The 15,138-nt window shown below is 45.3% G+C and carries 10 protein-coding genes; all 10 read left to right on the plus strand.

Features of this window, described 5'->3' with window-relative positions; all coding sequences use genetic code 11:
• Positions 1–130 precede the first annotated feature (130 nt).
• Positions 131–2,701 (plus strand): DNA gyrase subunit A, encoded by a 2,571-nt coding sequence (gene gyrA / locus NIT79A3_RS13960; protein WP_013966809.1) that lies wholly within the window; start codon positions 131–133, stop codon positions 2,699–2,701.
• 57 nt (positions 2,702–2,758) lie between these two features.
• Positions 2,759–3,850 carry a 3-phosphoserine/phosphohydroxythreonine transaminase gene (gene serC / locus NIT79A3_RS13965; RefSeq protein WP_013966810.1) on the plus strand — a complete coding sequence of 364 codons (1,092 nt, stop codon included), beginning with the start codon at positions 2,759–2,761 and terminating at the stop codon, positions 3,848–3,850.
• Positions 3,843–5,039, plus strand: a complete 1,197-nt coding sequence (locus NIT79A3_RS13970; protein ID WP_013966811.1) for a 3-phosphoglycerate dehydrogenase family protein — start codon at positions 3,843–3,845, stop codon at positions 5,037–5,039. The genes serC and NIT79A3_RS13970 overlap by 8 nt, the downstream gene beginning before the upstream one ends.
• A 47-nt stretch (positions 5,040–5,086) precedes the next feature.
• Positions 5,087–6,157, plus strand: coding sequence for a prephenate dehydratase (gene pheA / locus NIT79A3_RS13975; protein WP_013966812.1), 1,071 nt, complete (start codon positions 5,087–5,089; stop codon positions 6,155–6,157).
• Positions 6,158–6,241: 84 nt separating this feature from the next.
• Positions 6,242–7,360, plus strand: coding sequence for a histidinol-phosphate transaminase (gene hisC / locus NIT79A3_RS13980; protein WP_013966813.1), 1,119 nt, complete (start codon positions 6,242–6,244; stop codon positions 7,358–7,360).
• Entirely contained in the window at positions 7,357–8,373 is a 1,017-nt protein-coding gene (aroF, locus tag NIT79A3_RS13985) for a 3-deoxy-7-phosphoheptulonate synthase (protein WP_013966814.1), read from the plus strand. The genes hisC and aroF overlap by 4 nt, the downstream gene beginning before the upstream one ends.
• A 21-nt stretch (positions 8,374–8,394) precedes the next feature.
• Positions 8,395–9,282, plus strand: coding sequence for a prephenate dehydrogenase/arogenate dehydrogenase family protein (locus NIT79A3_RS13990; protein ID WP_013966815.1), 888 nt, complete (start codon positions 8,395–8,397; stop codon positions 9,280–9,282).
• Positions 9,283–9,372: 90 nt separating this feature from the next.
• The gene (locus NIT79A3_RS13995; RefSeq protein ID WP_013966816.1) at positions 9,373–9,585 is read left to right on the plus strand and encodes a hypothetical protein; all 213 of its coding nucleotides are present in this window, start codon (positions 9,373–9,375) and stop codon (positions 9,583–9,585) included.
• A 291-nt stretch (positions 9,586–9,876) separates the two neighbouring features.
• Positions 9,877–10,674: a response regulator gene (locus tag NIT79A3_RS17965; protein ID WP_013966817.1), complete on the plus strand. Its 798-nt coding sequence runs from the start codon at positions 9,877–9,879 to the stop codon at positions 10,672–10,674.
• Between the two features lie 431 nt (positions 10,675–11,105).
• A complete protein-coding gene (locus NIT79A3_RS17970; RefSeq protein WP_013966818.1) occupies positions 11,106–15,137 on the plus strand; it encodes an EAL domain-containing protein in 4,032 nt (1,343 codons plus the stop codon).
• The last annotated feature ends 1 nt before the right edge of the window (position 15,138 follow it).

Genomic DNA, 15,138 nt, shown 5'->3' on the forward strand with positions numbered 1-15,138 from the left:
TATATGTCAAAGTTAACTGAGAAACGATGACAGCATGTTAGAATGCACTGTTTATAAATTTCTTATACTTAATTGTAAGAAGATTCACCTCTGCATCATAACCCGTTGTTTCTCAGAAAAATCATAAGATATGAATCAATTTGCTAAGGAAACTTTGCCCATCAGTCTTGAAGAAGAGATGCGGCGTTCCTATCTTGATTACGCCATGAGCGTTATTGTCGGCCGCGCTCTGCCAGACGTGCGCGATGGATTAAAACCGGTACATCGGCGCGTATTGTTTGCAATGCATGAGCTTTCTAACGACTGGAACCGGCCTTACAAAAAATCTGCGCGTATTGTGGGTGATGTGATCGGTAAATACCATCCCCATGGCGATACCGCCGTTTATGACACGATTGTTCGCATGGCGCAAGACTTTTCCTTGCGCTACATGTTAATTGACGGACAAGGTAACTTTGGTTCAGTGGATGGCGATAATGCCGCAGCGATGCGCTACACTGAGATCCGTATGTCGCGTATTGCGCACGAGCTGCTTATTGATCTCGATAAAGAAACAGTGGATTTTGGCCCCAATTATGACGATTCCGAGAAAGAACCGCTCATACTTCCCGCCAAAATTCCCAATCTGCTGATCAACGGCTCATCAGGCATTGCCGTAGGTATGGCGACCAACATTCCGCCGCACAATCTGAATGAAGTTATTGAAGCCTGTCTCGCCTTACTCAAAAATCCCGATATCAGTATTGATGAGCTCATAGAATACATCCCGGCTCCGGATTTTCCTACGGCCGGCATTATTTATGGTATTTCCGGAGTAAGGGACGGTTATCGCACAGGCCGTGGCCGTGTTGTCATGCGTGCCCGTACTCATTTTGAAGATATGGAGAAAGGCAGCCGTCAATGCATCGTCGTCGATGAATTGCCTTATCAAGTCAATAAAGCTAATTTATTAATCCGTATTGGCGAGCTGGTTCGCGACAAAAAAATTGAAGGCATTTCTGATTTGCGTGACGAATCGGATAAATCAGGTATGCGTGTTGTGATTGAACTAAAGCGCGGCGAGGTACCTGAAGTCATACTGAATAACTTGTATAAAGAAACACAGATGCAAGATACCTTCGGCATGAACATGGTGGCACTCTTGGATGGCCAGCCGCGCCTGCTGAATTTAAAGCAAATACTGGATGCTTTCTTGCGGCATCGCCGTGAAGTTGTCACGCGACGCACTGTTTTCGAACTCAAGAAAGCGCGTGAACGCGGACATTTATTGGAAGGTCTGGCAGTTGCTTTATCCAATGTCGATGAAATCATCGCCTTAATTAAAGCTGCACCCACACCAGCTGTCGCCAAAGATGCAATCATGGCAAAAGTTTGGCGTTCTCAATTGGTAGAGGAAATGCTGTCACGTGCCATGGCGGATGCCAACGCACTCCGCCCGGATGGATTAGGTGAAGGGTTTGGTTTAAAGGCTCAGGGATACCGTTTATCGGACGCACAAGCGCAGGCGATTCTGGAATTACGCTTGCAACGCCTAACCGGTTTGGAACAAGAAAAGATCGTTGAAGAATACAAAGAAATCATAGAAAAGATTATTGATTATCTCAATATTCTGGCTAATCCAGAGCGCATCACCAGCATCATCACCGAAGAGCTTGATGCAATCAAACAGCAATTTGGTGACAAACGCCGCAGTGAAATTATTGTCGATACTCACGATATGAGTATGGAAGATTTGATTACACCGGCCGATGTCGTCGTCACACTATCGCACAGCGGTTATATTAAATCGCAATTACTTGATGAATATCGCGCACAAAAACGTGGCGGACGCGGCAAGCTGGCCACAAGCACCAAAGAAGATGATTTCATAGACAAACTGTTCATCGCGAACACCCATGACTATATTCTGTGCTTTTCAAGTTTGGGTCGTGTGTACTGGATCAAGGTCTATGAAGTGCCGCAGGGTGGCCGATTATCCCGCGGCAAGCCGATCATTAATTTGGTGCAACTGGAAGAAGGCGAAAAAATTAACGCGATTCTGCCGGTTAAGGCTTTCGATGAAACCCGCTATATATTTATGGCGACTTCTTTTGGAACCGTCAAGAAAACACCTCTATCAGAATTTTCCCGCCCGCGGAACAATGGCATTATCGCCATCGGATTGGATGAAGGCGATTATTTGATTGGTGTTGAACTGACCGAAGGAAAGCATGATGTCATGCTGTTCTCAGATAACGGCAAAGCCATGCGCTTCAGTGAAAATGATGTACGCCCAATGGGACGAACCGCCCGCGGTGTGCGTGGCATGAAACTCGGTTCCGGACAAAAAGTAATTTCCTTGCTGGTTGCCGAAAATGAGGAACTCTCTGTATTAACGGCAACTGAAAATGGCTATGGCAAGCGTACGCCTATCAGCGAATACACACGCCACAACCGCGGCACGCAAGGCATGATTGCGATTAAAACCAGTGAACGTAATGGTAAAGTTGTCACAGCAAAGCTGGTAAAACCAGATGATGAGATCATGCTGATCACTTCCGGCGGTGTACTCATCCGTACCCGTGTCAACGAAGTGCGGGAAATGAGCCGTGCCACGCAAGGCGTTACCCTAATTAACTTGGATGCAGGCGAGAAACTCGCTGGCTTGGAAAGAGTGGTAGAGAGCGAAGACAGCGATAGTGGTGGTGATAGTGATGATTAAAATCAAACGAGCTGCCTACCTCCTGGGTGCGAAACAATAATTACTCAAAAAAATTCAATGGATCCAATCTATAATTTCAGTGCAGGGCCTGCGGTTCTACCCAAAGAGGTTCTGCAGCAAGCGCGTGATGAAATGCTGGACTGGCATGGCAGTGGCATGTCCGTCATGGAAATGAGCCATCGCGGCAAAGAATTTATGGCCATTGCTGAAAAAACTGAAAGCGATTTACGCGATCTGGTTGGAATACCGCAAAACTATAAAGTCTTATTTCTGCAAGGCGGCGCTTCCAGCCAGTTTTCCATGGTACCGATGAATCTGCTGCGCGGCAAAAACAAAGCGGACTACATCAGTACCGGTCAATGGTCGGCAAAAGCCATCGAAGAAGCCAACCGGTATTGCGCAGTCAATGTCGCCGCTTCATCAGAGGGTGCCAATTTCACATATATCCCGCCGCAAGATCAATGGCACTTGGATCCGGAGGCAGCCTATGTTCATTACACCAGCAATGAAACTATCGGTGGTGTCGAGTTTCACTGGATCCCGGAAATCGCTACGGAAAACAATATTCCATTGGTAGCCGATATGTCATCCAATATCCTGTCTCGACCTTTGGATGTCACACGTTTTGGATTGATCTATGCAGGTGCGCAGAAAAACCTCGGACCGGCCGGGCTGACACTCGTCATTGTGCGCGAGGATTTACTGGGCATGCCGATAGCAGGCACCCCAACGCTTTATGATTACCAAATTCATGCTAAAAATGATTCGATGTACAACACACCGCCAACCTATGCCATGTATATTACCGGACTGGTATTCGCATGGTTGAAGAAACAAGGCGGTCTGGCGGCAATGGAAAAAATCAATATCACCAAGGCCAATCTGTTATATGACTTACTGGATAACACCGATTCTTATCATTGTCCGGTGACTCAATCCGATCGCTCGCGTATGAATGTGCCCTTCACGCTCAAAAACCCTGAATTGGATGGCGAGTTCCTCAAGCAAGCCGAAATCAATGGCTTAATCCAACTGAAGGGACATCGCTCAGTAGGGGGCATGCGTGCTTCAATATATAATGCCATGCCCATAGAAGGTGTGGCAAAATTGGCAGCGTTTATGAAGGAGTTCGCCAGTCAGCATGCCTGAACATCAAGACAGAATCTTTAAGATTCTAACCATTAATCAGATTTCCCCTCTCGGCCTGAAGCGCTTACCTGCAGATTACTATCAAGTAGGCAGTGATATCGCAGAGCCGGATGCCATTCTGGTGCGCTCGCAAAATTTACTGAATTGGAAAATTCCTGGCAGTGTCAAAGCAATCGGACGGGCGGGCGCCGGTACCAATAACATTCCTGTGCAGGATATGAATACCCGTGGTGTTCCAGTATTCAACACACCGGGTGCAAATGCCAATGCAGTCAAAGAACTGGTTCTGGCAGGCATGTTTCTAGCCGCACGCAATTTGGTTCCCGCCTTGCGGTTTGTAGAAAACATGCAAGGCGATGATGCGACGCTAAACAAGCTGGCGGAGAGTGAGAAGAAACGCTTTTCCGGCATCGAATTACCGGGCCGTACATTGGGCATTATTGGTTTGGGTGAAATCGGCCGGTTAGTGGCCAATGCAGCGATTAAATTAGGAATGAAGGTCATCGGATATGATCCAAAGATTACTGTCGATTCGGCCTGGAGCCTATCCGCAGAAGTAAAAAAAGCACACAGCATGGGAGACTTGCTCCGCCATAGCGAATTTGTCACCGTGCACATCCCGTTGCTGGATTCCACGCAGCACCTGATTGATGAGAAGCATATAAGAATGATGAATCAGAACGTCATTCTGTTAAATTTCTCGCGTGGCGCTATCGTCGATGAAGAGGCTATTTTAGCGGGTATAGCCGCTAACAAAATAAAATACTATGTCTGTGATTTCCCCAGTGAAAAACTGCAGCACCAAAATGCAGTGATCACCCTGCCGCATCTGGGTGCTTCGACACTGGAAGCGGAAGAAAATTGTGCCATCATGGTGGTCAATCAACTCATGGATCATCTGCAAAACGGCAGCATCACGAACACGGTCAATTTTCCTGACATCTTCATGGAGCGAGAATCCCCTTACCGCGTCGCGGTAGCAAATGCCAATGTCCCCAATATTCTGGGGCAGATCTCCACCAGTATGGCCAAGGCCGGATTGAATATCCATAACATGATCAACAAATCACGTGGCGAAATGGCTTATACACTGGTTGATGTAGACAGTCCGGTACCGCAGCATGTCGTGGATGAAATTGCCGGGATCACGGGTGTATTATTGGCACGCTATCTACCGCTTCCCCGATAAAATCTGAACTTTGATGAATTATCATTAAGCTAAAATCTTCACCACCCATGTCCGAACAACTCAAACAATTACGCGATCAGATTGACGCCATTGACGACAAATTACTCCAGCTGGTAAGCAAACGCGCTGGCCTTGCGCAGCAGATTGGTAAGATAAAAAAGAGCGGTATCGTCTATCGCCCTGAACGTGAAGCGCAAATATTGGCACGTATCCAGAAACAAAATCCCGGCCCCATCAGCAGCACGCATATCAAACAGTTGTTCACTGAAATTATGTCGCTGTGCCGCGCATTGGAAAAATCCATGAGCGTGGCTTACCTGGGCCCCAACGGTACCTTTTCTGAAGATGCCGCATTAAAACGTTTTGGCAGCGCCATCACAACGATAGCCTGTGATTCGATCGACGACGTGTTCCGCAACGTCGAATCGGATAATGCCAATTATGGCGTGGTACCGGTTGAGAATTCTTCCGAAGGCGCGGTTGGCAGAACCATGGATTTGCTGTTACAAACACCATTAACCATCTGTGGCGAAATTCAGTTGCCCGTACATCAGTTTCTGATGGCACAGCAAACTGATTTATCACAAATCAGCAAAATCTATTCGCATCCGCAATCGTTGGCGCAGTGCCATCATTGGTTAAAAACCAATTTACCGCACGTCCCTCATTCTGCATTTATCAATGCCGCCAGCAATGCCGATGCAGCCCGGCTGGCCGCGGCTGACAAGCAAGCAGCAGCGGTGGCAAGCAAAAGAGCGGCAGAGCTATTTGGACTCAGTATCTGCGCGGAAAACATTGAGGATGATCCGCGAAATACCACACGCTTTCTGGTTATCGGTAAGCAAATTGTGGATGTCTCCGGAAAAGATAAGACCTCGTTGATCCTATCGACCAATAACCGTTCCGGGGCTATCTATAAATTACTTGAACCGCTGGCGCAGCATGGCGTCAGCATGAGCCGCCTGGAATCACGACCATCGCGTACCGGTCTCTGGCAATATGTATTTTTTATTGATATCGAGGGGCACCAACAAGATGAGAATGTAGCAGCAGCATTGACTGAATTACGTGAAAAAGCGGCTTTCCTGAAAATCCTTGGATCTTATCCGGCCACATAACTGTTCGTGATTTCCGAATAGTCATCCACTCAAACTTATCAAACTCTTTGTAATCTTTTCTCAATCGCTAACAGACTTAATTTTATGAATCTTTGTGACTTTGCTCCGGAATATATCCGCTCCATTCAACCTTATCAACCCGGCAAACCTATCTCTGAGCTGGCACGGGAACTGGGACTGGACGAGTCGTGTGTCATCAAACTGGCATCCAACGAAAATCCGTTGGGAACCAGTCCGCTCGCACTCGATGCGATGATTAATGCATTACATGATGTCGCACTCTATCCGGACGGCAGCGGTTATGAATTAAAAGCCGCATTGTCCAAACGTTATAATGTTGCCCCAGAACAAATCATTTTAGGGAATGGTTCCAATGATATCCTGGATCTCGCTGCGCGCGTATTCCTTAAACCGGGCGCTGCTGCGGTGTATTCACAGCATGCTTTCGCGGTTTATCCACTGGTGGTGCAGATGATCGGCGCTAATGGCATATCGGTGCCTGCTCTGGATTATGGTCATGATTTGCCCGCCATGCTGGATGCCATTACACCTGAAACACGTATTGTATTTATTGCCAGCCCCAACAACCCTACCGGCACATTATCCAGCGCCGACGATCTACTGCGCTTCATGGAGCGCGTATCCCGCGATGTACTGGTCGTTATGGATGAGGCGTACCACGAATATTTGCCCGAGGCCAACAAACCGGACAGTATCAAATGGTTAAAACAATTTTCCAATTTACTGATCACGCGCACCTTTTCCAAGGTCTATGGCCTCGCCGGGGTGCGTGTCGGGTTTGGATTGACGCATCCGGATGTGGCGAACCTGATGAATCGCGTGCGCCAACCGTTCAACGTCAGTAGCATTGGTTTGGTGGGTGCGCTGGCCGCGCTACAGGATGCCGAATTTGTACAGAAATCGTACGCCCTGAACCGGGCAGGCATGTTACAACTCACCGATGGTTTTCGTAAACTAGGTATTGAACACATTCCTTCGTATGGAAATTTTATCAGTTTCCGCGTGAAAGGCGATGCGACGAACACTCCGAAAGTCTATCAGAGCCTTCTACAGCAGGGTGTGATCGTGCGCCCTCTGGGTATTTACGAAATGCCTCACCACCTTCGGGTTACGGTTGGATTAGAATCCGAAAATAAACGATTTCTGGAATCACTTGAGCATGCAATGGGAGAATTAGCGTGATTATCGTCATGAATAAAGATGTTACCGAGGAGCAAATCGGTACAGTTGTGCAAAAAATCCAAGATTTGGGTCACGAAGTCAATATTTCTCGGGGCACCAATCGTATTGTCATCGGTGCCATCGGCGATGAAAGCAAGCTCGACACGGAATTATTTGATTCCATGCCGGGTGTTGAATATTCCATGCACATCGTCAAACAATACAAAATTGTTTCGCGCGAATCCCATAAACAAGACTCGATCATCGATGTACGCGGCATCCCGGTCGGCGGCAAACAAATACAGGTAATCGGCGGACCTTGTTCGGTAGAAACACAAGAACAAATGGATCTGGCCGCACAGCAAGTCGCGGCAGCCGGTTGCCGCCTGATGCGCGGCGGCGCTTTCAAACCCCGCACCAGTCCGTACACTTTCCAAGGTAAAGGCGTCGATGGTCTGGCCATATTCCGTCAGGCAGCCGACAAATATAACTTGCCGATTGTCACTGAACTGATGGATGTGCGCATGCTTGATACTTTTCTCAAACATGATGTCGATGTGATTCAAATCGGTACGCGCAACATGCAGAATTTTGACCTGCTGAAAGAGGTCGGTCGCATCAATAAACCGGTTATTCTGAAGCGCGGCCTATCCGCTACCATTTCCGAATGGCTCATGGCAGCTGAATATATTGCTGCGGGTGGCAATCATAATATTATTTTTTGCGAGCGCGGTATTCGCACGTTTGAAACCGCCTACCGCAATGTCATGGATGTCACTTGCGTGCCAGTTCTCAAACGCGAAACCCATCTACCGGTTATCATTGATCCTTCGCATGCCGGCGGTAAAGCCTGGATGGTACCCGCGTTAGCGCGCGCAGCCATTGCAGCAGGCGCTGACGGCTTGCTGGTAGAAATGCATCCGAATCCGTGCGAAGCGTGGTGCGATGCCGATCAAGCACTCAATCCGCAGGAATTCAAGGATCTGATGGGATCATTAAGAGGCATCGCAGAAGTCATCGGACGCACCTTATAACGCGAAACTCTGGTTAAACTCATGACAAATACCGCGGCACTCGGCAAACTGGTCATCATCGGTGTCGGCTTGATCGGCGGATCATTTGCCCTAGCACTACGTAAAGCAGGTTTGGTCAAGCATATCGTTGGGATCGGGCGCAGCCAGCAAAATATGCAATGTGCTGTAGAGTGTGGTGTCATTGATGAAATAGCCGCCGATATGGCTTCTGCTTTGCATCAAGCGGATCTGTTGTTGCTGGCGATGCCGGTGGGCCAGACCGCCCACATCATGGAGAGAATCGCCCCGCATCTGCAAGCCAACACGATCATCACCGACGCCGGCAGCACCAAGCAGGATGTCATCGCCGCAGCACGCCACCATCTCCCGATGCAAAACCGGCATCACTTCGTGCCCGGCCATCCCATCGCCGGTACGGAACAAAGTGGCGCGCAAGCTGCACAAGCCGATTTGTATCGCAATAAACACGTCATCCTGACTCCGCTGCCGGAAACCAGCATAGATGCTGTCGATCGAATCAGCGAATTATGGCAAGCCTGCGGCGCGCAAGTCTCATTGATGCCAGCCCATGAGCACGACCAAGTGCTCGCAGCCACCAGCCATTTGCCGCATATCCTGGCATTCGCCATGATGAATCACCTTCATCACAGCACCAGCAATCCAGAAAACCTGCTCCGTTTTGCCGGCAGCGGCTTCCGCGACTTCACCCGCATCGCCAGCAGCTCCCCGGAAATGTGGCGCGACATCTGTTTGGCCAATCGCGACGCACTGCTCAAGCAGATCGATATGTATCAGAATGAATTGAATGCTTTGCAGGAAATTCTAAAAAATAATGACGGTGAGGCACTGGAAAAAACTTTTTCTCTGGCGCGGAGTATCAGGGAGAATTGGTTGATGAGCAAGAATTGATGTAGTCTTTACGTTCTAAATAAACAACCCCGTGGCAAGCCATGGGGAATCGCATGTTTATAGTTTATCTAAATCTAGCTGGAGGTTTCTATGTGGCCGATTTCTAATCTGAAGAAGAAATACGATGACTGGTTAGAAAACCATGACTTTGAAACAGAAATGGCGGGGAAACCACACTTACCTCCGTGGCGTATTGCCTTAAATCCGTTCATCCACTTTTACCTTCTACATTGGAAGTGGATCTTGACAACAGCTATTACAGGTGCCAGTGCATACGCTGCCATTCTTCAAATTGCATGCTGATAATTTCTTCTTAATATAAGTAAATCAATGAAAGCTACCTTAAGACCAATCGAGTCAGTTTTGATTGCTCTATAAGATTCAAACATCATTTAGATAGGAGCAGAAATATTCCAAATCTTGTATCGAAACTTAACTTCCAATACTCATAACTTTATATCTTAGAATCATAGGCTAATAGAAATTAGCCATAGTTATGCAGCATCTCTATAAATTTCTGGGTGAATAATGTCGTATACATCGCATTATCCGACATCGCTTGCCAGAAAAAAGAATACAGAGGTGCTCAGAATTATGATGCAGACACAAAACAAACTCCGCATCCTCATCGTGGACGATTCCATTTCTATTCGCAGTGTTCTGCGCGCGTTACTCAACAACGATGGCTATGAGGTTGTGGGCGAGCTTGGCAGCGGTGTAAAACTTCTCGCCACTATCGCCAAGCTCAATCCGCATATCATTTGTCTTGATTACAATTTGCCTGATACCGATGGCCTCTCACTTCTGAATAAGATTCAGGCGGCGTATCCACACATCGCCGTGGTCATGATCACCGGTAGCAATAATCTCGAGCTAGAGCATATCGCAGCCGAAGCGGGTACTGCCGGTTTTATCTACAAGCCCTTTTCGCAAGAACAAATAATTAAAGTGCTGCAAAAAGTAGCGCACGCGCAGCGGCTGTTGATGATCGCCGCCAGGAAAAATAATCCTTTCGAGGATAAACCTTATCACGCCAGGGCAGTGATTGCCGATGACAGCCTGACACTGCGCCGGTTGCTGACGGCAATTCTGACGCACATGGGAGTTGAAGTGGTCGGCGAAGCGTATGATGGCAAGCAAGCCGCCGAACTGGTATCAGAACACAAACCTGACATTGCATGTCTGGATTTCGAAATGCCTGTAATGAACGGTTTAGAAGCTTTGAAAATCATACACAATCAAAATGCTGCAACCAAGGTCGTCATGATTACCGCTTTAGCCAGCCGTGAACTATTTATTCGGGCAACAAACGCCGGAGCGAAGGGATACATCATCAAACCATTTCATCCGGATAAAGTAACACAAAATATCTCCCGAATACTTGTGGGTTAAAATCAGATTTAATTACCAATAGGCGCCTATTTATCCCAACTTTCAACGCCATTATTCCTCAGTAGTGTCCGGTTAAATTAGTTGTTGAAACGATAGATATATTCCAAATTAGTTCGACTTCCGTTGAGACGGACAGTGATCAAAAATAGTTGAATAAAATAAGAAAATATCAGAATATTCCTATGGCTTATAACTTTCCAAACAGCTATTATCAAAAGCTATTTGTATATTATGGCATTCTAATATCTAGTTAAACTTGAGAGCTATTCACTACCCGGCCTGAACGGGAATGCAAATTTTACCGAATTTCAATTGCATAGCTTCACTTTTGGCCTAGAACCACATGAATGTGCTCTCTCATCCAACTTTCTGTATGTCAACCACACTAATCCGCCAGTCTGCTAAAAATCATATCAAGGCATTCTTGTTAAATGTCTAAGAAAGAAAAATCAAAATCATCTGAATCGATAAATATTACTAATAATTCAACTAGCGCCGAATATACCCGACATACTAAGAATACTTCTGAAGATACCCTTCCAGTTGTTGGTATTGCGTCGTCGGCGGGAGGGGTCTCGGCACTAAAGAGTTTTTTTATGCATGCGCCACCCAAAACAGGCATGGCGTTTGTTGTTATACAACATCTGGAGTCAACTTTTGAGAGCAAGCTCGTTGAGCTACTGCAACCGGGCACTCAAATGAAAGTTATCCAAGCGGATAACAGGATGGAAATCAATTCCAATTGTATTTACGTCATGCCATCCGATCGCGATCTTACAATCAAAGATGGAATTCTGTATCTGGTTAGTCGACCCTCTCAGCACAAACTGCATTTACCTGCTGATTTGTTTTTTCAAGCACTCGCAGAAGATAAGGGAGAATCGGCAATCGGCGTTATCCTCTCAGGCATGGGTTCTGATGGCACACTGGGTCTAAAAGCCATAAAGAAAAATAATGGTTGGACCTTTGTACAAGATCCAATTTCTTGTGAATTTGACAGTATGCCAAGAAACGCCATTGATGCGGGCTATGTAGACGATGTTGGTCTGGTTGAAGAACTACCAGGAATGATTATATCCAGATTAAAACACTATCAGCTAAATAAGCCCGATCAGAACGGTTTAGACACCAGTAAACATTCAAGTGCTTTAAACAAAATTTTGCATTTGATATATGAGCGAACCGGTCACGAGTTTTCCCAATATAAAAAAAGCACTTTATATCGTCGCATCGAGCGTCGCGTAAAAGAATGCAAAATTAATAGTATGGCTGCCTATGCGCAGTATCTGCATGAAAATTATCAAGAAGTAGATATTCTATTCAAGGAGCTATTAATCAATGTCACATACTTCTTTCGTGACCCCGATGTATGGCAATATTTAGAAGAAGAAGCGCTCCCGCCGTTACTTAGAAAACATCCCAAAGGGACAGTATTACGCGCGTGGATTCCTGCCTGTTCTACCGGAGAAGAGGCTTATAGCCTGGCAATACTATTTAAAGAAGCAATTAACCGGACAAAACTGAAAAACGCAGTTTTGCTACAAATTTTTGCTACTGATTTGGATGCAGAAGCACTTAATAAAGCGCGCAAAGGATTCTATCCGCTCACTATTGCTGAGAATATTTCATCAGCACGTCTTAAGCGCTTCTTTATCAAAAACAAAAACGGCTATCAAATCAAAGATGAAGTCAGAGAATTGGTAATATTCGCAGAACATAATATTACAAAAGAGGCTCCCTTTTCTAAACTGGATTTACTTTCATGTCGTAACCTGTTGATTTATCTAAACCGGGAATTACAAGAAAATCTCCTGCCAATGTTTCACTACGCACTGAATCCTGAAGGGATTTTGTTGCTTGGAACCGCTGAAACGATAGGCCGATATAATGATTTATTTCATCCAATCGATATTAAATTGCCGATTTACAAACGCACTGACAGCAGCTTGCAATCAGTATATTTGCATTTCCCGAATATAAAGGACGCTTATTTAGAAACAATAAGAAATAAGAAAATTTTCTCAAATAAGAATGTCAAGCTATCGCCATTGTTAGACGAATCCCAATCGGACGATTACACCCCACTGTCTTTACTGATAAATAAAAAGGGGGAGATTGTGTACTCCATCAAGAATTCCAATATTCACTCCGGCTTAAATGAAAACAGTGCCTTAGAAAATTTATCCGATGTGACTACTCTGGAGTCATTGATGACGGAACTACAAATTTCACGCGAGGAACTTCATGCCGTCCATGAAGAGATGCAAACATCACAGGAAGAGCTTAGATCGGGCAATGAAGAACTGCGTGCTACTAATGAGGATTTACACCATGCCAATGAAAATTTACAGCTTACTAACCAAGAATTGGTTGATTTTAAGAAGAAGTTGCTCGATACCAATGAACGATTGAAGTCGACCAATACAGAACTGGTCACCTACATTAAGGCAATCGGTGAACTTGCACTGGTATCTGTAGCAGATCGTACAGGTAAAATCACGGAAGCCAATGCAAGATTCTGCGAGATCAGCGAATATAGCAAAGAAGAATTAATCGGTCAGAACCACAGCATTCTCAAATCGGGAACGCACTCCAAGGCTTTTTTTGTAGAGCTGTGGAAAACCATTGCAGGCGGGAACATCTGGCACAAGGAAATATGCAATCGCACAAAGAGTGGCAAACTATACTGGGTAGACTCGGTAATTGTGCCCCTCAAGGATACTGAAGGGCGAGTTGAACGCTATATATCCATCCGGGTTGATATCAGCAAACGTAAGCAAAAGGAGTTGCAACTCGTGGAGCAGCTCAAAGAAAAAAGCTGCCTCTATGCAATTCACCGTGATATGGTGCTAGAAACTTCGTTACAAAAACTGTGTAGCCAGATTATTAAGCACCTGACGTTAGCAATGCGCTTTCCGGAAATCGCTGTTTGCAGCATCAAATTGTTCCAAGAATTTTTTACCTCTGATAATTATCAGAGTGATCTTTCAAACTATATCTCCACAAAAATCAAAGTGAGCGGAAATGTCTGCGGTCGATTAAGCGTTTTCTACACCGAAGACAAACCTTTCATTTTGCCTGATGAACAAAATCTCATCAATTTCATCGCTGAAGATCTGGGCATATGGTTTGAACGTAGAAATCATGAGCAACATATCAATCACATGGCGAGTCATGATGTATTAACCGGTTTGCCCAACCGGCTTTTACTTCAGGACCGGATCACCAAAGCATTGGAATTTAATCAACGTCATCATGGCATGATCGCTGTTTTATTCATTGATCTGGATAATTTTAAAAATATCAATGATACATTTGGCCATAATTTGGGAGATCTTTTACTTAAAAAGGTTGCAGAGAGACTCTCTGCCAGTATACGTAGCGAAGATACTGTAGCACGTCAGGGAGGTGACGAATTCATCGTTGTGTTGCCTTATCTAATCGAAACTAACGTTGTTGACTTTGTAGCACAGAAGATATTGAATCAACTGTCAGAACCTTATTTCGTCAATGAGCATGAATTCTATATCACCTGCAGTATTGGTATTGCTTTGTATCCAGAGCATGGCAAAGAAGCAGATATACTTCTAAAACACAGCGACACAGCGATGTATCATGCAAAATCAGCCGGCCGCAACAGTTTCCGCTATTTCTCCGAGGAAATGAATCTCCAAGCGATAGAAAATCATAGACTCACCAATTACTTACACTCTGCAATCAAAGGAAATCAGCTACAGTTATTTTTCCAGCCAATCGTTGATGTCAAAAACACTATCATTAGCTTGGAGATACTACTACGTTGGCAGCATGCTGTAGAAGGATGGATTTCCCCCTCCAAATTTATTCCACTCGCTGAAGAATCCGGATTGATTTTGCCGCTAGGGGAATGGATTATTAAATCAGCATGCCTACAAATCAAAACATGGGAAAATGATGGCTTCGACGTACCGAGAATATCAATAAATCTCTCGGCGAAGCAATTCCAGCATAAATCCTTTTTCCCGAATATTCAACGTATCTTGAATGAAACTGACGTAACTGCACATCACTTAATTTTAGAAATCACAGAGAGTTTGCTGATGAAAGATAATGATAATGTGATAAAAACGCTGAATCAGTTAAGTAATTTGGGATTCATGATTGCAATTGATGACTTTGGTACAGGCTATTCAAGCTTATCTTATCTCAAACATTATCCAATCAATAAGCTTAAAATTGACCGCTCTTTTGTGAGCGATATTACAACCGATGAGAACGATGCTGCTATCGTAATCGCGACGATAGGAATGGCACATAGCTTAGGTATAGAAGTAATTGCAGAAGGCGTAGAAACCGCAGCACAGTTGGCATTTCTGAATGAGAGAGGTTGTGACTTATTTCAAGGATTTTATTTTTGTAAGCCTGTGCCTGCTTCAGAAATCGTAAATTTACTGCGTACAAAAGAACACAGCTCAATTTATTAAC

It is taken from the genome of Nitrosomonas sp. Is79A3, assembly GCF_000219585.1.
Classification (GTDB): domain Bacteria; phylum Pseudomonadota; class Gammaproteobacteria; order Burkholderiales; family Nitrosomonadaceae; genus Nitrosomonas.